Annotated in this window: 15 protein-coding genes; 6 read left to right on the forward strand and 9 right to left on the reverse strand. The window is 58.9% G+C overall.

Annotated elements, in window-relative coordinates:
- Positions 1–488 precede the first annotated feature (488 nt).
- From C0039_RS02420 to C0039_RS02435, 4 genes are read right to left on the reverse strand one after another with little or no spacing between them, the layout of a single operon-like run.
- A complete protein-coding gene (locus C0039_RS02420; RefSeq protein WP_101517134.1) occupies positions 489–1874 on the reverse strand; it encodes a DUF1329 domain-containing protein in 1386 nt (461 codons plus the stop codon).
- Positions 1875–1918: 44 nt separating this feature from the next.
- Complete coding sequence (locus tag C0039_RS02425; RefSeq protein ID WP_101517135.1) at positions 1919–3556, reverse strand: DUF1302 domain-containing protein; 1638 nt, start codon at positions 3554–3556, stop codon at positions 1919–1921.
- Between the two features lie 48 nt (positions 3557–3604).
- A complete protein-coding gene (locus C0039_RS02430; protein ID WP_243391534.1) occupies positions 3605–5980 on the reverse strand; it encodes an efflux RND transporter permease subunit in 2376 nt (791 codons plus the stop codon).
- Positions 5973–7121: a WD40/YVTN/BNR-like repeat-containing protein gene (locus tag C0039_RS02435; protein WP_165787013.1), complete on the reverse strand. Its 1149-nt coding sequence runs from the start codon at positions 7119–7121 to the stop codon at positions 5973–5975. The genes C0039_RS02430 and C0039_RS02435 overlap by 8 nt, the downstream gene beginning before the upstream one ends.
- Positions 7122–7403: 282 nt before the next feature.
- On the opposite strand from C0039_RS02435, the gene C0039_RS02440 reads away from it, so the two are divergent.
- Together C0039_RS02440 and C0039_RS02445 are read left to right on the forward strand one after the other, a co-directional pair.
- Positions 7404–9416 (forward strand): DUF3604 domain-containing protein, encoded by a 2013-nt coding sequence (locus tag C0039_RS02440; RefSeq protein WP_243391535.1) that lies wholly within the window; start codon positions 7404–7406, stop codon positions 9414–9416.
- A 2-nt stretch (positions 9417–9418) separates the two neighbouring features.
- The gene (locus C0039_RS02445) at positions 9419–10039 is read left to right on the forward strand and encodes a class I SAM-dependent methyltransferase (protein ID WP_232334762.1); all 621 of its coding nucleotides are present in this window, start codon (positions 9419–9421) and stop codon (positions 10037–10039) included.
- A gap of 6 nt (positions 10040–10045) precedes the next feature.
- Here C0039_RS02445 and C0039_RS02450 read toward each other — a convergent pair whose 3' ends face one another.
- Positions 10046–11335 carry a tetratricopeptide repeat protein gene (locus C0039_RS02450; protein WP_133125925.1) on the reverse strand — a complete coding sequence of 430 codons (1290 nt, stop codon included), beginning with the start codon at positions 11333–11335 and terminating at the stop codon, positions 10046–10048.
- A 98-nt stretch (positions 11336–11433) separates the two neighbouring features.
- On the opposite strand from C0039_RS02450, the gene C0039_RS02455 reads away from it, so the two are divergent.
- From C0039_RS02455 to rapA, 4 genes are all read left to right on the forward strand, one after another.
- Positions 11434–13161, forward strand: a complete 1728-nt coding sequence (locus C0039_RS02455) for a WS/DGAT/MGAT family O-acyltransferase (RefSeq protein WP_076000683.1) — start codon at positions 11434–11436, stop codon at positions 13159–13161.
- Positions 13162–13486: 325 nt separating this feature from the next.
- A complete protein-coding gene (locus C0039_RS02460; protein ID WP_076000682.1) occupies positions 13487–14458 on the forward strand; it encodes a LysR family transcriptional regulator in 972 nt (323 codons plus the stop codon).
- Positions 14459–14479: 21 nt separating this feature from the next.
- Positions 14480–15292, forward strand: coding sequence for a TatD family hydrolase (locus C0039_RS02465; protein WP_076000681.1), 813 nt, complete (start codon positions 14480–14482; stop codon positions 15290–15292).
- Positions 15292–18054, forward strand: coding sequence for an RNA polymerase-associated protein RapA (gene rapA / locus C0039_RS02470; protein ID WP_101517138.1), 2763 nt, complete (start codon positions 15292–15294; stop codon positions 18052–18054). The genes C0039_RS02465 and rapA overlap by 1 nt, the downstream gene beginning before the upstream one ends.
- A 79-nt stretch (positions 18055–18133) precedes the next feature.
- On the opposite strand, the gene C0039_RS02475 is transcribed toward rapA, so the two are convergent.
- From C0039_RS02475 to C0039_RS02490, 4 genes are read right to left on the reverse strand one after another with little or no spacing between them, the layout of a single operon-like run.
- Positions 18134–18802: a hypothetical protein gene (locus C0039_RS02475; protein ID WP_076000679.1), complete on the reverse strand. Its 669-nt coding sequence runs from the start codon at positions 18800–18802 to the stop codon at positions 18134–18136.
- 52 nt (positions 18803–18854) lie between these two features.
- Positions 18855–20735, reverse strand: a complete 1881-nt coding sequence (locus C0039_RS02480; protein ID WP_101517139.1) for a TIGR00341 family protein — start codon at positions 20733–20735, stop codon at positions 18855–18857.
- Positions 20732–21481, reverse strand: coding sequence for an alpha/beta fold hydrolase (locus tag C0039_RS02485; RefSeq protein ID WP_101517368.1), 750 nt, complete (start codon positions 21479–21481; stop codon positions 20732–20734). Before C0039_RS02485 ends, C0039_RS02480 begins: the two co-directional genes overlap by 4 nt.
- The gene (locus C0039_RS02490; RefSeq protein WP_076000677.1) at positions 21478–22419 is read right to left on the reverse strand and encodes an MBL fold metallo-hydrolase; all 942 of its coding nucleotides are present in this window, start codon (positions 22417–22419) and stop codon (positions 21478–21480) included. The genes C0039_RS02485 and C0039_RS02490 overlap by 4 nt, the downstream gene beginning before the upstream one ends.
- Between the last annotated feature and the right edge of the window lie 24 nt (positions 22420–22443).

The raw sequence follows: 22443 nt of genomic DNA on the forward strand, positions 1-22443 counted from the left end.
TCCTTCGGCGGGTGATTTGCCACGCTCAATTCAGCTTCTCTCCCGCCTCGCCCGGGGTGAGGCCACAGGATCAAACCAATACAAACACGTAGTGCGCTCGATGCAGAGTCGGTGAAGCGGCTGAACCGTTCGTCGCAAGTGCGCGCCGAGGGAGGGAGCGAAACGGCGCTTTTCCGGTTCGCGACCGACGGAGGGCACCCCAGCGGGGCGCGTGTACCAGACGGGCGGTTCAGGCACTTCAGCGACGGCTTCGGCGCGTCATAGGGAGCATAGGTAGTGGATAGTGATGTCGAAATGGAAGAAGGCCGCTGTGATCGTGGTATACCCCCGAAAGGGAGTCAAAGGGGGGTCGACCGCTCGGGGGTATACCACGATTGCAGTGGCCGCTCAGCCGGAACGTGACTATCCACCAAGCAACCTCGCTAATCTGCGAAGAGCCAAAAAAAGGCCCCGCCGGAGGCGGGGCAATTTGCGCCGCAATGAGCAGGTTACCGTTTCGCTGCCTTGCGCAGGTTGGCGGGGGTGAAGTGCTCCTTGTCGAGGTACGGCAGATTGTGTACTGCCTCCTTGCGATCCAGGCTGATGAAGTTACTCACGTAGCCACCCGAGGGCAGATCCATAAACACCTGCGTATGCTTCTGGTAGCAGCCGATCTGGTACTCGTAATCTGACAGGAAGTAGCCCACTCGCCACAGGTTGTCGCGTCCGTCGTAATTCTCCGACATCACCGGATTCCAGCTGTCCTCTTCCACATACCAGCGGCGCTTCTTGTAGGCGTGGCGTTTGCCTTCGGCCAGGTTCCCTTCCACCACCCAGACGCGGCGCTTCTCGAAACGCACATACTCCGGGTTGAGGAAGTTGGTTGTCAGCCGGTCATCCAGGGTGCCGATCCGCCGGTCGTTGAACTTGAAGTTGTGAAACGGCACGTAGACTTCCTTGCGCCCCAGCAACTTATAGGTGAAACGGTCGAACGCACCGTTATAGCCTTTGTGATCATCAATGGTCTGCATCCCGCCCGGGCCGTCCGGGTTGTCATAGCCAATGGCAGGCGCCTTGCGCACCCTGCGGGTGCCCGGATCATAGGTCCATGCATTGCGCTTGTCTTTCTTGTAGTCCAGCGGACCGGCGACCACCGTCATCTGCCCCTTGGTACGCGGCGGGGCCAGTCGCTCGCTGATGGTCCACACAGCGCGGTCTCCACGCTGCTCTTCGGTAACGCCCGTGTCGGGATCAGCGGGGTTATTGAAGGGGTGGGACTGGGTGAAGTCCACTGCATCGTGGGCTCGCTCGCCGTTGGCGAAGACGCCATAGCCATCGTAGGCTACGTTATAGGTGGTATAGCAGCCGGTGGTGCGCATGTTCCACAGCACCTCCCGGTCGTTCTGCGGCAGTGGAAAGGCGATACCGCCGTTGTAATGTGCCAGTCCCTCACCGTTGTTGACCAGTTCAGTGTTCAGTGCGTTCCACCTGGTTTTCTTGGCCATCCGCTCCTGGTAGCCGAACTCGCGGTGCGTGGGGTAAACGTGCAACTGGTATTCAGGGTAGCGCTCGAACAGTGCCTTCTGCCCCTCGGACAGGTGCTCCAGGTGTTCCTTGTAGTTGGCCGCAGTGAGCACATGCAGCGGTTTTTCATCCGCATAGGGGTCAGGTCGCGGATGACCCGGGCCTTCATATTCCAGCCCCGGAGGCACATCTGTCCACTTCGGTTCCCATGCCGGAATGGAACCATCGGCGTTCCCTGCCACTTCACCACCGAAGGGGTTGAGGTCCGTACCGTTGAGCCTCGCCGCATCCTCTTCAGACACTTTTGCGTGGGCAAAACCAACCGAAAGCAGTATCGAGCCTACCGCGGTGACAATGAGTCTTTTATTCATCTCTATCTACTCTCCTTCGAAGATTCACTTACAATACTAGACTATTAGAATCGATACTTGACGCCTATCGAGATATTGTCTCGATCGTCCAGGGTCTGGTCAGCGGCATCATCGTTGCCGAAGTACCATGCATACTTAGCATCAAACTGCCAGTTGGTGAGGTAATACGCGGTCGCGCCAATGGATGCGGTCATCAGGTCTTCCTTCAATCCATTGTTGAGGCCAATGGCATTACCATAGCCTTCAACATCGTGCCTGAACGTACCGATCACGTTCATGTCCATACCCTGGATGACGGAGAAATAACGCAGCGTTACCACGGCCTGGTAACCCCAGGCACTGTCAGTCACCTTGAGATTGCGCTCCCCGGGGGGAGTGATTCCGGCGGGCGGTGGAATGAGATCACTTTCACCGAGATTATTCCCCTGCACATGCGCCTCCGCCAACACCGCAATGGAGGGCGACAACCACGGTAGCGCAGTGTATACGTCACTGAAACCAACAGATGCCTGCCAGTAGTGACCCCGCGTTACATCGCTGCGGGTAAAGTAACCGTCGTCCGTGAACTGTGAACTCACGTCAACAAACGGCATGTTGTCGGAATAAGCGAGATCGATGTATACCTCTGCCTCGCTGAGGTTACCACTGAAACTGGCTGCCCAGACATCGATATCCTCTGTGTAAACTTCACGGAAAAAGGAATCCCCCCCGCCGAGATCCAGTTTGATCTGGGCACCGGGGATATTGGAGTGAGAGGTGGTATACGCCAGTTCAAACGTATAACCGCTGTAGCTGCTGTAACGCGCCGCGAAACCCCACTGATCATCGTCTTCAGGTGTCAGGCGGCTGACTATCGGTGCAGCACCCAGGGGGCCAAGCAATACGCGCTCCGCGCCCGCACCCGTGGTATCGCTGGTACTGAGGAAGCTGCCCACCCCCGGTAGTGTGGAGCGTTCCCAGTTGAGTTTGTAGTAGGCCTCAGCACTGATGGTGCCGGTAAAGTCCCACTTCAGGTTGATCGCCGACGTGGGCAGAAATATCTCCTTTACCTCTACCCCGGGCGTCTGTGCTGCCACCGCGTCGATCGGATTCTGCAAAGCATTGACGCCGGAGTAAAAGCGGGAACCACCCCAGGCGATCACCTGGCGACCGAAGCGAACCGCGCCACTCTGGTCACCGACATCGAAATTATAGGTGGCAAATGCATCGAGGAGGCGAGTGCGTCGGCCGTTTTCGACAATGGTATCGCGAGGTAACTCGCCCGGGAGCAAATTACCACCGGCCGGGATGCCATTGTTGTAACTGGCATAGGCCGCATCGCTCAGGTCCCGCTTGTTCTCATTGTAGACCCAGTCATACAGCGCATCGCCACGCAGGAAGAAAGAGAAATCCTTGTATTCACCGCTGAACTCAAGCAGCGCCTTCATGTTGTTGGACACCAGACCGGGGCCGAAGTTGTTGTTACCGTCGTTGAAGTTCAACCCCCCTTCATCGAAGGCCATGTCCTTGTCTATAGACTCGGTTCGCCACTGGGCACCGGCGCTCAGGGTGGTATCAACATTGAACAGCCATTCCCCCCAGTTATACTCCAGCGCATGGGCAGGCACCGCTGCCACGCCGCTGGCGACAAGCGCCGCTCTCACGGCGGTGGATATCAGTGCTGATCGCTTTCTTGCAGACATATCTTTCCCTCTTAGCCAAAGTTGTAATGCATTAGTGCAGGCAGTTGCCTACCGCTTGCCGGTCTCTACAGGACGGTCAGGCGTTTCGCCCCGGTCGGGGCGTACCAGGAAATAGGCCAGGCCAGGCAACAGCCACAGCGCCCCAACCATATTCCACAGAAACATGAAGGTGAGCAGGATACCCATGTCGGCCTGGAACTTGATCGGCGAAATGATCCAGGTAATCACGCCCACGCCCAGCGCAATACCGGTAAATGCCACAGCGCGACCGGTCGTTGACAGGGTCTGGTAATAGGCCTCCTGCATGGGGAGGCCCTGCTTCAGGTAGAACGTGAGGCGGTTGTATATATAGATTCCGTAGTCCACGCCGACCCCAACACCCAGCGCTACAACCGGTAAGGTAGCCACTTTGATGCCGATACCCAGATGCGCCATCAACGCCTGGCAGAGTGCGGAGGTAAGACCCAGGGGCACGAGAATACAAATCACCGCGACTACACTGCGGAAACTGAGAAAGACCAGCGCGCCTACGACGGTATAGACCAGTCCCAGGATCTGCTTTTGCGCCACAGATATTTCTTCGTTGGTGGCCGCCTCGATACCCGCATTGCCCGCCGCAAGGCCAAAATGCACCTGATCGTTGCCATAGTCCTGCTCGAAACGCTGCACCGCGTTGACCACTGTGGACAGCGTTTCCGCCTTGTGGTCATCAAGATAAATCGCCACCGTTGCCAGGCTGCAATCCAGATTCATCAGCGCACGCGGGACTCTTACTGCCGAGCCATCGAGGGCGCGCTGGTTTCGCGACAGTACGTGCCAGCGCGGATTGCCCTCATTGAGCGCCATGGACGTCAGGCGCATCACATCGGCATGGGAAACAACCGACTGTACACCCGGAACGTTCTCCATGTACCAGTCAAACTTATCGATCAGCGTGGCAACGTCATAGCGGGTGCAGGCCTGTACCGGTGTCTCCACCATCACTACCAGGATGTCAGTGCTCACCGCATAATTGTCGGTAATGAAAGCGTTGTCCAGGTTGTACCGGGAGTCGGGGCGCAACTCCGGCGCCCCCGCATCAAGGTCGCCAATGGCAAGGTTCTGTCCGCCAACAATACCCACCCCATAACCGATGATGGCGACAACGATGGAAACGGCCGCCACTTTGCCCGTGGCACAGTGGGATACCTTCGACCAGAGGCGGTGGCGGTGGTCGGGATCGAGTTTCATGTGATCCACGCCCTTGTCACTGACGCCAATATAGGACATCAGCACGGGCAGCAACACCAGGTTGGTAAATATAATCGCAGCCACGCCGACGCTGGCGGCAATACCCAATTCCTGGATCACCTCAATATCGATTATCAGCAGGGTGAAAAAGCCCACGCCGTCACTGATCAATGCGGTCATCCCGGCGATGTAAAGAGAGCGGAAAGCCAGTCGTGCAGCCAGCGATCGCTCTCCGGCCTCCTGCATATGCAGGGCGATACCATTGATGACCTGGACGCCATGGCTAACGCCGACGGCAAGTATCAGGAATGGCACCAGAATCGAGTACGCGTTGAGGCCATAGCCCATCAGATTGAGCAAACCGAGTTGCCAGACCACGGCCATAACCGAGGTTAACAGAGGCACGAAAGTGGCCCGGAGACAGCGCGTGTAAAGCCACAGCAGAATCGCGGTAATGCCCAGCGTAACAATCGCGAACATGACTATCGCGCCAATACCCTCAAGCAGGTCGCCAACGATTTTCGGGAAGCCGATAATATGAATACTGATATTATCGTTCTCGTAACTCTGCCTGACCAGCTTTTCCATGGCCCGGGAGAACTCCAGGTAATTGAGATACTCTCCCGTGGTCGGATCAACATCGTAGACCGGCACTTCGATTATGGTGGACTTGAAGTCATTGGCCACCATGCTCCCGATAATCCCCGAGCGCGCCAGGTTGAGCCGCAACTTCTCCATTGACGCCGCGGATCCATCGTATTCAGGCGGGATGACGGAGCCCGCTTCAAAGCCCTCTTCGGTCACCATCGTCCAGCGGACGTCAGGGCTCCAGAGGCTCTTGACCCCATTTTTATTTACACCGGGGATATAGAAAATTTCATCAGCGACCTGCCCCAGCGTGGACAGGTACTCATCGTTGAAAATATCGCCTTCCTGTACCGCTACCGACACTTTCAGACTGGCGCCGCTGGCTCGCAGGTCACGCATATGCGTGTTCATTTTCTGTACGAACGGGTGGCCTTGCGGAATGAGTTTTGAAAAGCTGGCGTCCGGCTTCAGGTGATAGGCTTGCCAGCCGAGAAAAACGGTAACCACCAGAAAAATCAGCAGCAGGAGCGGACGGTTGCCGAATATCAGCTTTTCCGGCAACCCGGAATCTTCCATGGCCGCATAGCGCAACGGAGTATTATTCATCACCCTGATCTCCTGCAGCAGTTACGACTAATAACCTGGCTCCACGTTCCCCACTGGCCACAAACCGACCATCACTCATGGTTGCGACACCGAAGAGGCCATCCCGATCAGGTTGCACCATCGGCGTAAACGTCCTGCCGTCATCCCTGGTGAGCGTAGCGATGCCCCCCTGACCCACGAAAACGACCGAACCTGCCACTGCCTCAGCACCGAAAAGGCTCCCTCGCACCAGGCCGTCAACAGCGCTCCAGTTCACACCCTGGTCCTCACTGCGATAGATGGTTCCCAGCAGACCATAGGCGAAAACACTGCCCGTTTCAGGATTGGACACCACACCAAAAAAACTGCCGTCATAGCCTGTCTCGGCAACGCGCCAACTCTCCCCGGCATTGGTAGAGACAAATACCATGCCCCACTCCGAGGCCAGATACAGCGTGCCCGCCCCATCGCCAACCACCCCATTCAGGTGCAGTTCGTCAGGGTTGCCGACATGATGGGACCAGTCAGCCCAATTCCGCCCCCCGTTGGCCGTGCGCAGCAATGTACCGTATGCGCCTACAGCCCACCCCTGCTCAGGCGTGGCAAACCAGACATCCATCAATGGCGGGGCATAAACCGGCATGTCCAGCTTCTCACGGGCGTTTTCCAGCACCCACTCAGCCTCTTCAAGCGCCTCTTCCAATGCATCAACCGCATCTTCTTCGGCCGCAGCCAACTGCGCCTGCAGTTCCTCTACCGTTGACAGAGCGCGGCCCGCGTTGTCTTCATTAATCCGCACCTGATCGGCCAGGCCATCACGTTGCAGCGCCCAGATGAGGCCGCCGTCCTGGCTGTGCAACACATTACCATCGTGTCCCACCGCCCATCCCAACTTGTCGTCGACAAAGAAAACGCGGGTGAGCATGACCGAGGTGGGCACCTCAGCCTGGGTCCAGTTCTGACCCTGGTCTTGCGAGGTGAGAATGTGGCCGCGCTCACCGACGGCCACCAGGCGCTCACCGGCCACGGCGATATCCAGCAGCATAGAGCGCGACGCGCCAGGCGTCTGCAGTGAATACTCCACCTGACCACCAAAGGCCAGGCTGGCGTGGGCAACACCCAGAAACAGGGCAATTACGTGCACGGCTGCATACCGAATCATTATCTTTATTAACTCCCTGAACCGGCGCATTATTTTGATACTACTGCCGACTCAACACTGTTTGGTAATTTGGGGGGGCACCGGAATCAGCACGACAATAACAGTCGATGGTTGCTTCCCCTCTCGCTACACTTTTGCCACGACTGCTGCGGCGCGACCTTGTTGGAGGTCAATGATGAGTATTGCACAATCCGCTTAGCGGGCCAGGCCAGCCAAGGCAATCACCCTTGCATGGGCTAAGATGTTGACCTGGCAACTCATCACTTAATAAAAACTGAATATATGAATACCACATTAATAAAAGCGATGGCAATCGGGTTTTCGCTAACGACCATGGGCGCTGGCCCCACTGCTGCATTTGATCGCACTGAATCTCGCGAACCCTGCGCGGATTACAGCGCCACTCGCAGGCCTCTGTTCGGCGACCTGCATGTACATACCAGCTATTCTTTCGACAGCTACGTGTCCAGCCAGCGCAATGACCCATCAGCCGCTTACCGCTACGCTAAAGGTGAGGCCATCACCCTGCCTGATGCTGACGGGGAGCAGACGCTCACAGCCCGAATCCAGCGACCGCTGGACTTTACCGCCGTGACCGACCACGCAGAGTTTCTTGGCCCTATCAATTTATGCACACAGGATTCCTCGAAACTCGCCTACTGGTTTCCTGTCTGCATCGCCGGTCGCAGCGACTGGTACATAGTGCAACTGCTGGCTGCGCAATACTGGACCAGGGTGGGCGTGGTTGACGACAACAATCAGAAAGGCGAATCAATGGTGTGCGCGCTGGGCGATTGCGGGGCCGCGCACAGGGAGGCCTGGGGCGGTATCAGAGCAGCTGCTGAAGAACACTACGACCGCAGCGATGAGTGCAGCTTCACCACTTTTGTCGGTTACGAGTACACGGATGCACCCAACTACTCCAACCTGCATCGCAACGTCATCTTCCGTAATGACAAGGTAACCGACACTGCGATCTCCACCTATGACACGGGCTCAGAAAACGTACCCGAACTCTGGCGTCAGCTGCGCGACCAGTGCATCGAGGGCATCGCCGGCTGCGACGTGCTCGCCATTCCGCACAACTCCAATCTCAGCAGAGGACTCATGTTCCCCGACCCGCGCAACGAGCAAGAGGCGAACGAGCGGCTGTTCTTCGAGCCGCTGGTCGAGCTGGTGCAGCACAAGGCAGCGAGTGAGTGCCGGTATGACCGACTGGCGGGGCGCGGCCTCGATACTGCGGATGAACTCTGCGACTTCGAGCAGGCAGAAGCAGACAACCTGGCCATGCTCGGCACCCTGTATGGAAAGGTACGCACGGACGAAGCCAGGCCGGTGGATCTGGACAGTTTCGGCAGACGCAACATGGTGCGCAATGTGCTGAAGGACGGTCTGGCCCTGGAAAAACAGACCGGCATCAATCCATTCAAGCCGGGTTTTATAGGTAGTACCGACACCCATAGTGCCTCTCCCGGCGGTGCGGAAGAGAATAACTATACGGGGCACCTGGGTCGCCGAGATGCCGGATATCGCAACGTTCAGGACCATTTTTTCGACAACCCCGGCGGCCTGGCGGTGATATGGGCAGAAGAAAACTCCCGCGATGCCATTTTCGAGGGCATGCGTCGTCGCGAGGCTTACGCCACCAGCGGCACGCGCCCCATCGTGCGCTTTTTCGCCGGCCAGGACCTGGATCCCGCGCTATGCGATGACCCGGACATGGCGACCAAAGCCTACGCCGCCGGTGTACCCAGGGGCGGCGAGCTGACGGCTGCGGCGCAGTCTCCGGCGTTTCTGGTCAGCGCCACCAAGGACCCGGGGGTGCCGGGTTATCCCGGGCTTGACCTGCAACGGGTGCAGGTTATCAAGGGGTGGCTGGACGCAGGGGGCAACACGCATGAAAGAGTCTACGATGTCGCCGGCTCCGCTGACAACGGAGCCGGCGTAGACCCGCAAACCTGCAAGCCAACCGGCAGTGGCTATAAAAATCTCTGCACGGTGTGGCGTGATCCACAGTACAATCCAGACGAGTCCGCATTTTACTATGTGCGCGTATTGGAAAACCCATCCTGTCGCTGGAGCACTCTGCAGTGCCAGGCAAGCGGCGTAAACCCGTTTGCCGGGAATTGCGCTGAGCAGGCCGCGGCGCAAACCGCGCAATTGCAGGATCAGGGCGCCATAGGCGACGTGTTCGGCCGCTGCTGCCTGGACCCGGTAGCCCAGCCATTTTATTCGCCAACGCTGCAGGAGCGGGCGTGGACTTCACCGATCTGGATCAACGCCAACAAGGAGTAAACTTGGCCAAGCAAATACGCACCGAACGCCGCTTTCGTGGCGCCAGAATGCCCACCGGCTCACACCCCGCCATTCGCAGAATCAAGCGCCAGGGTATTGAGCCGTCGATACACGGCAACAAACTATGGAAGTCCAGCTGCCTGCTTATCGACTATCTGAAAAAGAACCCACCGGAGCACTGCCAGTCAGTTATCGACGTGGGCTGCGGCTGGGGCATTGCGGGCATCTGGTGCGCGAAGAATTTCGGCGCTGCAGTTACCTCAGTGGATGCTGACCCTGACGTGTTTCCCTTTCTGCAGGCCACCGCCGACATCAACGGCGTCGAAACGCAACACCTGGTATCACGCTTTGAAAAGCTGACGACCAAACAGCTGTCGCAATACGACATGCTGATTGCCGCCGACATCTGCTTCTGGGATGAACTGGTCAAGCCGGTGACCAACATGGTTAACCGCGCGGTCAAGGCCGGCGTGAAGCAGATCCTCATCGCCGACCCGGAGCGTGCACCCTTCTTCGAGGTGGCAGAGCGCTGCGCTGACAAGTACTGTGCTGAAGTAGTGGAGTGGAGCACCCGTGGCACTATAGAAGCGTCCGGCGCAATCATGGTGTTGGAAAACGCCTGATGGAGACTAGTTAAGCAGCCGGTACTGGCGGCTGACACCGCTCACCCTCTGCGCCTCACCCGCCGACCAGCGGGGACGGAACAGGGTTGCAGCCAAGCGCCGCCGGAAACCGCCGACGGAGATGTCCTCGCTGCCGGAAACGACATCCAGTTCAAGGTTGCTAAGCCTGCCGCCGGCGGAGATATCGTAGCGCGCGCTGACGACTGCCGCATCCTCTCCCGCAGGCGGAGGCGGCTGCCAGAAGACGCCGTTGTCCGGCAGCTCCACAGGCTTGCCCAACCACTGCTCAAGCAATGCTGTCTCACCCGCCGCAGCAAGTGTGTTCACCACTTGCGCATAGGCTGCGTTCGCTCGCCCGTGGTTATTGTGCCAGAAATACCAGTCCGCCAGTGCCAGCTCTATCGACGCCTTCTCCCGGGCCCCTTGCAGGGCGGCAAGGGGCAGCAGCTGCTGCAGCAGTTCGGCGCCGCGCCCCGGCGCAGAGCGCAGCAGGCTATCCAGTCGCTGGGTTTCAAGGTCAACGCTCAGAGGTGTCGCACCGATGTAGTCGGACGGCGCTGTTACCAGGAACTTGTCAGCGCTCGCGTCTATACGCTGGCTCAGCAGGTACAGGTTCAGTACCTGGCTGAATGCCAGGTCTCTGTGCCAGCGATACGGGGCCCCAGTATCCATAGCCAGCGCATCCAGTATTTCGTCGTTAAGGCTGATCATCGCCAATAGCCGACGCCGCTCACCGGGCAGCCCAAGACGCAAAGCCTCGCGCTGCCAGCGCAGAAACTCCAGGGCGGCCCGCAGCCGCAGTTCAGTAAACGGCGGTTTTCCGTTGCCCAGTAACCGGAAAAAGTACGCATAGCGCGCGTCCAGGGTCTGCCAGTCTTCCGCTTCCCGGTAAGCTGAGAGCAATCCACGCAGCAGCGGCACCTGGCGCTCGCTGTACAGACCATCATTCACACGCACCACATGCAGCGCCCGGCTGTACATCGCGACCGCCTGCGAGTGCAGACCCTGCTGCAGGTAGTATCCACCCAACGCGTCCAGTGGCTCAGCAAGCGCGGGGGAATACGGACCCTGCTGTAATTCCATGTCTAGCAACTGCTGGTGATAGTCCTGCGCGAGTGTATTTTCCGCGACCAGCCGGTACTGCCCGCGACCCGGGCCGCCCTCGGCCCAGCTCGCTCCAAGACGCACAAAATCCTCGCCATAGGCAGCGGGTCGCCCCACCGCAGCAAGCGCGATCACCCACAAGGCCAAGGCACAGACTAATTGCCATGGCCAACTATTCAGCTTGTTGCACAAGGATTGATCACCTTTCTGGCTTGCCGGGGCTAACAATGATATAACGGCGCCTTGAATTTTGCCCTTTATAAAAGCCGCCCACGGGCGCGGAAAACACCATGAAACAACTCGGAATTCTCGACGCCGCCTTCATCAACCTGGAGCAGAACAATACCCCGCAGCACGTGGGTGGACTGGGCATATACGACCCCTCCACTGCCCCGGGCGGGTTCGTGCGTTTCAAGGACGTTATTTCCAGCTTTGAACGGCGCCTGAACAAGCAGCCCCTGTTTCGCACCCGGCTCGTGGAAGTCCCGGGCGGGCTGGACCGACCCTACTGGGTCAAGGACGCCAACTTTGATGTGGAGTTTCACCTGCGCCACATAGCGCTGCCGGAACCCGGCGACTGGCGCCAGCTCTGCATACAGGTAGCGAGACTGCATTCGCGCCCGCTGGATATGTCGCGCCCTCTCTGGGAGGCCTACATCATCGAGGGCCTGGACAACATACCCAATCTGCCAAGGAACTGTTTCGCTATCTACACCAAGATGCATCACGCACTGGTGGACGGCGCGGGCGGCTCCTCGTTTATGGCGCTGCTTCATGACCTGGTGGCCAACCCGGGGCCAGACGCAGAAGGCGTGGAGGAACCACGCCTGGTCGATGCCGAACCCAGCGTGACCGAATTGCTGACCAAAGCGTCGGTCAACACCGCGAAAAACACGGCTGGCTTATTGCGTGGCACAGTAAAAAACACCCTGGCACTGGGTCGCTACGCGGTAGATGTCGCGCGCAAGGAAATACCCTCCCCGGATATTTCCGCACCCAGAACCATCCTCAACAAATCCGTAGGCCCGCATCGTGTAGTGGATGCGGCGGAATTTCCCCTGGATGGCTTCAAGGACATCAAGAACGCCGCCGACACTACCATTAACGACGCTGTCCTGGCGGTAGTGGGTGGCGCCTTGAAGCGCTACCTGGACGCAAAAGGGGAAGCACCCGCCGAGGGGTCACTGGCAACCGGCATACCGTTGAACATGCGCACGCGGCGCGATAGCAGCGAAGATGACAACAACCAGGTGGGCAGTGTCTTCGCATCGTTGCACACCGACATCGACGACCCCATGGAAAGGCTCAGGGCAATTCACCAGTCCTGCGCCGATGCCAAGAAGAACGGGGAGCACAGCCCGCTGGTAGACATGCTCAAGATTGCCGGGGTATTTTCACCGGCCGTCACTCGCACCGTCGCCGGCATCTGGTCGCGAAACGAGTTGTCAAAATACCTGCCGGTTAACATCTCCACGGTGGTCACCAACGTTATGGGCCCTGACTTTCCCCTCTACTGCGCGGGTGCGAAACTGGTGGACTACTATGGACTGGGCGTGCTCACTCCAGGCATGGGGCTATTCCACGCCGCCTTCAGTTACGCCGGTAAACTCACCCTGACGGTGCTGGGCGATCGCAGCATCATGCCCGATCCCGAGTTTTATCACGATTGCCTCATCGCGTCCTACGAAGAACTGTATGCAGCTGCGACCGAAAACCTGCCTGCCAGCAAAACAGTAAAGGCGCGGGCCAAGATAGACGCGCCGCGGCGCAAGCGGGCGGCTGACACGGACACCGGGAAGAAGAGCAAGCCCACCGCCAGGAAGAAAGCGAAGCCTGCAGGCACGCCGGCAAAGAAGAAGACGACTGCCAAGCAGGGCGCACCGGCAAAAAAGAAGGCTGCCATCAAGAAAAAGACCCCCGCAAAGAAAAAGGCGGCCGTGAAGAGCCAGGCACCGGCAAAAAAGAAGGCCGCTACCCGGCGCAAAGCCCCAGCAAAAGTAAAACCCAAGCTCAAATAAAAATGACACAGCCGGGCATGAAAGCCTCGTCGTCCGGCTCGTAGTCTTTACCCCGACCTCCCGATGCGCCCGGCCTCAGCGGGAATTGCCGTGGGCGGCATACTCACCAGCAGGCACAGCATCTCACCAGGCATAAAAAAACCCGCCATGGGCGGGTTTGAAAGTAACTCTATTGGACCTGGATGGAATGCCATCAGCAGCGCTGGGGCATAGTCAGCCCCCAAGGGGGCTGATATTTCGAGTTGCCAACATCTTAGGCCGGGGTATGATATATATGAAATGTATTTATATTATGTTTTCCATGAATTAGATTTATATCACACCAATGAATACCCGGGAACTTGCCAAGATAGATCTTAACCTGTTGATTTCGCTACAGGTTCTACTGGAGGAGAAGAGTGTCTCCCGGGCCGCTGAGCGCCTGTTTATCACGCAACCAGCCATGAGCAAGACGCTTTCTCGCCTGCGAGCCCTGTTCGGCGACCCCCTGTTCACACGCGCAAGCCACGGAATGCAACCCACACCGCGAGCACTGGAGCTGGAGCTGGGACTGACCAGGATCCTGGGGGGCATCAGCCAGCTGGTCACGCAGAATGAATTCGATCCCGCCCTCTCGGACGCAGAGGTGACCATCGCGCTGTCGGAATACATCGGTCTCGCCCTCCTGCCCAAGTTGACCGAACGACTGCAGGCGCAGGCACCACGCCTTAACATCCGCATTATCACCCGGGTGGAGAACCAGCTTGAGCAACTGGCTTTGGGCAAGCTGGACTTCGCCGTTCACATCAAGCAAGCACGCTACGGTGACGAATTTCGCGTCGCAGAACTGGGCGGCAGCCCGCCCGCTCTGCTACTGCGTGACGGTCACCCGCTTTGCGATACGCCGTCCACCCCTACCATGCTCAATGATTACCCGGTTATCCGTCTCTATGTCTCTGACTGGGAGCAACTGGAGATGCGCAGCATTTCGCGGCTGTTCGAACAGTCTGCGCTGCCAGGCCAGGGGTCCCTGGAAATATCCCACCTGATGACGGCGATGGAAATATTGCGCAATACCGACTATTACATGCCCGCGCCGGCCTATCTGACCCAGAGCGAAACCAACAGCAAAGGGATCACCGCTCTTCCCCTGCCCTGGGAAGATGACGCCACACTCGACTATGTACTGGTGGCCCACCAGAGAACAGAAAACTCACCGCTGCACAACTGGCTATGGGAACAGATCACCTGTACCATCCGCGACCTGCGCCCGACCCAGCCGAACAAGCTGCGCCAGCGCGTCACCGCGAGACGTTAAGCGAAGACAACGGCAGGCATCATGAGCAAGAAAAAGCCACGCGAAATACCGCACTTCCGGACCCCTATTATCGAGACCCACTGTCATCTGGATTACCTCGATAGCGATGAGCTGGCGCTGACGCTGGCCAGGTCTCGCGAAGTCGGCATAGAAAAAATTATTACTATTGCCGTCTCGCCAGACAACCTCGACACCGTGCGCGACCTGGCACGCAGCCAGCCGGATGTATGGGGCACACAGGGCATTCACCCCCACGAGGCGGAGCACTACAACGACAGCGTGGAAGCACGCATTCGCGACGGCATCTGTGACCAGCATATTGTCGCGGTGGGTGAAATTGGCCTGGACTACTACTATGACCACGCTGACCGCGCCGTCCAGCGCCGGGTATTCGAGCAACAGCTGCAGGTTGCCGCAGACGCAGGGCTTCCCGTCGTCGTGCACACCCGTGACGCAGACGAGGACACCCGGGCAATACTTGCGAACTTTTCCGGCCAGTTGCCACGCAAGGGCGTTATTCACAGCTTCACCTCGGGAATGGCACTGGCGCAGTACTGCCTGGGCGAGGGCTTCATGCTCGGCTTTAACGGCATCGCCACATTCAATCGCGCCGAGAATGTGCGTGAGGTCATTGCCGCAACGCCGGTTGAACAGGCGCTACTGGAAACGGATGCACCCTACCTGACGCCGGTGCCCTACCGCGGCCGGCCCAACGCACCGTTCTACCTCCCCTTCATCGCCGAGCAGGTGGCGAAGACCCTGCAGGTGGGAGTGGAAGAACTGCTGGAACAGGTCTACCGTAACAGCCACAGATTATTTTTCGGGGACGCTTGATGGAGTATCTCATCGGCCAGCGCTGGGTTAGCCATGCCGACGCACAATTGGGCCTGGGTGTGGTTGTCGATATTGAACCGCGACGCATTACGCTGAGTTTTCCGGCGGTCGGTGAAGAGCGCACTTACGCCATCGAAAACGCGCCGTTGACTCGACTGCGCTTCAAGGAAGGCGACCATATCAGCACCGTCGAGGGGGTGGAACTGGTCGTCACCGCGGTGAACGAACACCACGGGTTGCTGATGTATACGGGCACCGATCATCACGAGGAGCAGCTGAGCGTTTCCGAACTGGAACTGGACGCTTTTGTGCAGCTGACCACGCCGCAGCAGCGCTTGCTCAACGGACATTTCGACAAGAATGCAGACTTCGCGCTGAGAGTGGCCACACTGCAATACACCGACCGTATGCAGGGCAGCCCTGCTCGCGGCCTTATGGGTTCGCGCACCAGCCTGCTACACCATCAGCTCTACATTGCCAACGAGGTGGGCCAGCGCCACGCGCCACGCGTGTTGCTGGCCGATGAAGTCGGCCTGGGCAAAACCATTGAGGCTGGCATGATTATTCACCAGCAACTGCTCACCGGCAGGGCCAGTCGTGCACTGGTGCTGGTGCCACCGTCGCTGCTGCACCAGTGGCTGGTAGAGATGCTGCGCCGTTTTAACCTGCACTTTTCGCTGTTTGACAACGAGCGCCTGGCGGAAATGCCGGAGGGTAACCCCTTCGAGGCCGAGCAGCTGGTGCTGTGCAGCCTGGACCTGTTTGCACAGAACGAAGCCCTGCAGGAGCAGGCCCTTGCGGCATCCTGGGACTTGGTGATCGTGGATGAAGCCCACCATCTGCACTGGTCAGAAGAAGGCGCCGGGGAGGACTATCGTTTTGTGGAGCGTCTCGCTGCGCACAGTGCAGGGCTACTGTTGCTCACGGCCACACCGGAACAGATTGGGCAGGCCAGCCACTTCGCTCGCCTGCGCCTGCTGGACCCGGCACGTTTCCACGACCTGGCGACTTTCCGTGAAGAAGAGCAGCATTACCGCGAGCTCAGCACCATGGTCGATGCATTGGAGCGCGGTGAAATACCCGACGAACTGCCCGGTGATCTTGACCGGGACCTGGAACCTGAGCAACTGATAGAGCAGTTGTTGGACCGCCACGGTACCGGCCGCGTCCTGTTTCGCAATACGCGTGCAGCAGTTCAGGGTTTTCCGGCCCGCCATTTACACCGCTATGCCCTGCCCAGTCCCGAACAGTACGCACTGGCAAAGCTGGACCTGGAGTCAGCCCTGCACCCCGAGCTGCCCTACCTGGACGACAGCTGGCTGGACTTCGACCCACGGGTCGCCTGGCTGGAACAGACCCTGAAATCGCTGCGCCCACATAAAGTACTGGTTATCTGTGCCCATGCCACCACTGCCGTGGCGCTGGAGCACCACCTTCAGATGCGCGCCGGGATTCGCTCTGCAGCCTTCTACGAGGGCCTGTCCATTATCGAACGGGACCGTGCGGCGGCGTACTTCGCCGATGAAAGCGGCGGCGCGCAGACGCTGGTGTGTTCAGAGATTGGCAGTGAGGGTCGCAACTTCCAGTTCGCTCATCACCTGATCCTTTTCGACCTGCCGCTCAACCCCGATCTGCTGGAACAACGTATTGGCCGCCTGGACCGCATTGGCCAGCAGGAGGATGTGGAAATTCACGTGCCCTACCTGGAAGGCAGCGCGCAGGAGACCCTGCTGGACTGGTACGATCGCGGCCTGGACCTGTTCCGCGACTCGTGTTCGGCGGGCTACATGATTTTCCAGACCTTTAGGGAGCGGTTGCTACCGGAGCTGGAGAGCCGCAGTGACGCCTTCGAGGACCTGCTGGTCGACACCGCCGAGTTCACCCTGCACACACGGCAGGAATTGCGCGAGGGGCGTGACCGTCTGCTGGAGCGTAACTCCTGTAAACGCGAGGTCGCCCAGAGCCTGATCGATGAGATCGAGTCGCTGGAAAATAACAACGAACTGGAGCCTTACCTGGAGCACCTGTGCGAGGCATTTGGCGTGGATCAGGAGTTCCACTCTGAGCACACCCTGGTGCTGCGGCCCTCCGAGCATATGCTCACCGGCCACTTTCCCGGCGTAACGGAAGAAGGCACCACGGTCACTTTCGACCGGGAGAAGGGTCTGGCACGGGAGGACATGGCATTTATCAGCTGGGAGCATCCGATGATCCTGGAGGCCATGGAAATGGTGCTCTCGACCGAATTGGGTAACGCCGCCATAGGCACCATAAAACTCAAGGGCGTCCCCGCCGGCACCATGCTGCTGGAGGCCCTTTACACCGTGAACTGCGTGGCGCCCAGGGCACTGCAGGTGGAGCGGTTCCTGCCACTGTCCCCCGTACGCCTACTGGTCGATGCCAGGGGCAAGCAATTAGCCGAACTGGTACCGCATGCCCGTCTCAATGAACTGATTGAGAAAGTACAGAAGTCCACCGCATTGGCGATCATCAAGCAGGTACACAAGGAAGTCGACGCCAAGATGCGCCTGGCCAACATACAGGCGGAGACAAAGCTGCAGGAGACACTCGCCGCCGCCGAGACCCGCATGCGCGAAGACCTGGGTGCTGAACTGGCCCGCCTGGAGGCGCTGCGCGAGTTCAACCCGTCTATTCGCGAAGAGGAACTGGAACACCTGCGCTATCGCATAGACGAGTGCGCGCTGCATATACAGCACGCCAGTTTACAGCTGCAGGCACTGCGCCTGATTATTACCACCTGAGATACAGCATCCACAGCGCAATAGGTAGCTACCGGCGATGACCACCCTGGGCGTGCGCCCCTGGGACAACGTTGCGCACCTAGATCGGCAACGGAATAAACACGGACCCGGCGGCGTGGACCACTTTGTTGACCCGGCGGTGGTCAGCGTCACCGGCAATGCGTGCCATCATCTCCTGTAGCACGATCAGCTTGCCGAACAGTCGCTCGAAACTCAGGTTGTCAGTCAGACCCTGGTACTCGCTGGTAACCAGCCATGGCTCGCCGTTGGCCTGGCGATTATTACGTAAACGCCAGGCCAGCACCTCCACGTTGTGGGCACTGGTCCAGAGTGGCTGCGGAGAGAGACTGTCAAACATGAACGACTCATGGTTGTAGCCGTAAGCGTGACGCAACATCCCACCCAGACCAACGACCAGGGCGAACACGCGGTCGCCGTCAAAATGCTGATTGAAAACCAGCTCCAGGGCCTGAGTCTCCTGGCGACCGGCCAGTTCAACAAAATCGAGTTGGCCACGATGCGTGCGCAATTGAGCCAGGCGCATGTCGATAGTCATTCCCGGAATTTTCGCCAACTCCCCCGGGTTCCGTTTGTAGAGCTTGACCATGAGTTCGCGCACCAGACGGCGACTTTCATCTATGAATTCGTCGGTCACCAGGTCAACGTCAGACTTGGCAATGTTCTTCAATTCATAGCTGCCGCACCCGGTGAGGGTGCATAGCAACAGGGCAAAAATCAGATAACGCAAAGTGTTAGTCCAGAAAAAGTTGACGCTTGCTCGCGAAAAAATGCGGCGGCCTTCAGCGACGGATATTCAGTTGCGCCTCAAGCTGTATGTCGCGCCCGACCTGCTCACTGATCAACCGTTTCAACTCGTCCAGGTGGACGTTCTCCAGGCGCTCGGCGGAACTGACCACCACGGCGACCAGGGGGGGTTCCCCCAGCGTCACCTGCACCTGACTCACGTGCACGATTTGATTGAGCAACGCGAATTCGCCATCGGGAACACGCTCCTCCAGCTTACCCCGCTCAACAAGATGATCATAGGCAATATAAAGGGGAATACTGATCAGACCTGCCAGCGCCAGTGACACGCCCAGGCCCTTGCGTGCGCGGATAAACGGCGCAAAGCCCAGCACCAGGAAGGTCAGGCTGGCGGCGAAGGAAATACCCACCATGTTAGTGGTCAGCAACAGCAGCGCACCACTGGCCATATCCCAGTCTCCCCAGCCCAGGCCAATACCAGCCACGCTGAGCGGCGGCACCAGGGCGACGGCGATGGCAACGCCGGCAAGGCTCTTGGCAATCTCCTCGCGGGAGTGCGCATAAGCGCCGGCGACGCCGGAGATGACGGCAATAAACAGGTCAAGCAGGGTTGGCGACATCCGCGCGCGCATCTCGTCGGTTGCCAGGTCGAAAGGCATCATCCAGGCCAGCACCACGGCGCAACCCAGTCCCCAGGCGGTGCCTATCACCAGCGTCTCCACGGCACCACGGATGAGCACAATATCTGAACGCGCCAGACCCATGGCCAGTGACATAATCGGCGACATCAGCGGCGCCAGAATCATGGCGCCGATAATGACCGGGGCAGAATTGGCATACAGTCCCGCCAGCGCCAGCATCACACTGAGCACCATCAACACCTGGTAAGAAGAGGATGCCCTGGCATTCTCACGCAGTGACTTGAACAGGCCGCGGTACTCTTCTTCACTGGCGTGGTTGAACAACGGCAGGTGCTTGCCCACCATCGCCTTGGCGGCTGCATCCAGGGGCACATGGTTCATGCGCAGGGTTTCACGCCCGCTGCTCTTGCCCGCCTCTTCACGCGCAGGCAGTGCCGGTCCAGGCAACAGGCACAGGCCTCCCGCCTGAACCACCAGGTCCAGTTCGGCGGCGTGAACAGGCTTGCCATCGAGGAGATACTCGAAGCCTTCTGTAGACTCCAGATTCAAGCGTTCGCTCTGCAGCAGCGCAAGGGAGCCAGGAAGACGGGAGAGGCCTATCTTGCCGGGCAGTAACAGGCGGAACAGGAACCACAGATAAGCGAGAATACTGCGCGGCGCGATCGCCAGCATGGATACCCTGCCGTCGGCAATGGTCAGGTTTTCGTCAAAGCGACGACCCACCAGCGAGCTCTGCGTATGGGCTACCGCCATCAGCCCCAGCGCGCCCAGCTTGAATTCCTGTTCCTTGCCTGTCTTTACCTTGTACATTGCCAGCGATAGCTTGCCCAGACCCTTTAGTGAACCGCGAAACAGGCTCCAGTTGGATTGTGGGCGGTTGATGTCGTCAGGGCGTAGCGACAATACCGAGCCGATCACAACTGAAGAAAAAACCAGTTCTCCATTACAGGTCAGGGCATCCGCATCTATGGGCTCGGCTCGCTGGTAATGCGCGATCAACTTCGCTGGACTGCCCTTCACCCCCAGGGCAGCACACGCCATGCGGGCTTCCGGGTGGGCCAACAGACCGATCACCCACTCGCGGGCCAGCACCAGGTCGGCAACATCACGGATCTGCTCATCTCCCAGCCATAGCAAAACGCGAGCGCCCGCGGCGATGCTCTCTCGCTCGGCATAGGGCACCAGCCGCAGCTGCGCCTTCTCCACCCAGGATGCGGCCCGCTCGGGATCGAAGGACGTGTCATGAAGCAGGTACCAGACCAATGTTTCGCTCACAAGGCGTCAGCCAGCAACACCGCAAGCGTGCGCGTGAGTCGCTCAAGATCGGCGGGGCGCGACAGACGATGGTCACCATTCTTGACCAGCTGTATCTCAACATCGGTAGAAACCAGTTTCTCTGCCAGCGTCAACGAATTCTCCCAGGGCACATCAGCATCACACTGGCCGTGCAGCAAACGTACCGGTTTATCGATGGGGATATTCTCCCCCTGCAGCAGGCAGTGTCGGCGGCCCTCCTCCAGCAGCTCGCGGCTAATGTGGTAGGGCTCCCCGTCATCATAGCAGTTGTCTATCAAACAGCTATCTGACAGTTCCAGTTGCAACATCTGCTCCGGGGAGAGCACGCCATTGCGCATCGCCTCGGTAAAATCCGTCGCCGTCGCTATTCCGACCAACGCCCGCACCTGTTCGGGCCTGGCCAGGGCTACGTGCAGCATAATCCAGCCGCCCATGGATGAACCGACCAGCAGCTGCGGCCCCTCGGTCACACGATCGAGTACGGCTATGGCATCGTCAATCCAGCGACCGATTGTGCCCTCTTCAAAGCAACCGCTGGAAGCACCGTGTCCGAAGTAGTCGAACCGGGTGTATTGACGACCGCTGCCCCTGCACCATGTATCCAGGGCCATCGCCTTATCGCCCTGCATATTGGAGTTAAAGCCGCTGAGGAATACGATGCCGGGGCCAGCGCCCTCCACATGTTCGTAGGCCAACGAGTGTCCATCCTCACGCTGTAACATCATATCTGCTGCCTCTGCATCCACACCGCCAGTCCCTGTGCATTCAAATGCGCATCGTGGCGAAAACGCTCACGCATATGACGCATCTCCACACCGGCATTCATCTCTTCAACGCGTTGCTGCGAATAGTCCATCAGCGCTTCCTCCATCACCGCGGCGTCGCCCGCGCAATCGCGGGCAAGCGCTACATAGTCATCTATCTGGCGCATCAGCATCTGTTGTTTCTCCCGCGTATAGGCCAGCGCCCCGAAGTGCGTCAGGTAGATCGTTACAGGCCCCATTGCACCCAGCAAGACCAGCGAGGCCTTCAGCGCCTCAGGCCGAAACTGCGTGGGCGTGGTGGCGGGCATGGAGTAGTCGCCGCCCGGCGTACGAAACCAGTCATAGGAAATACCGAAAACATCACCGCTGAACCAGCCGCGACTGACCTCGTCCCAGATACAGAAGTGGTGGTCGGCGTGCCCCGGGGTATGACGCAGCAGCAGGCGACGACCGCCAAACTGCACGGTCTCGCCGTCCGCCACCTCAATCACCCGCCGGGCCGCCACAGGCCGGATATCCCCGTAGAGCTGCTGAAATACCTCATCGCCATACACTTCCCGAGAGCCCTGGACCAGTCGCGCCGGGTCAATCAGGTGACGGGCGCCACGCGGATGTGCCAACAGTTCCGCATTGGGAAAGATATCCATCATCACCCCGGCCCCGCCGGCATGATCAAGGTGCACATGGGTAGGAATAACATAGCGCACCTGTCCGGGGGCAATACCCCGCGCCTGCATCAGCGCCTGCAGACGGGGTACGGAATGTTGAGTACCCGTTTCCACCAGCGCGTATTCGCCGTTACTCTCAAGCAGATAGAAACACACCAGACCCGGCTGCAGGTAATCGGCGTCGATGCGGGTAATCCCAAAGCCCAGATCCTCGGTGGCCGCCGGCTCCATCTACTTTCCTCCTGGTGGGCAATC

Origin of the sequence: Pseudohalioglobus lutimaris, from assembly GCF_002866825.1 — a bacterium.
Lineage (GTDB): Bacteria > Pseudomonadota > Gammaproteobacteria > Pseudomonadales > Halieaceae > Halioglobus > Halioglobus lutimaris.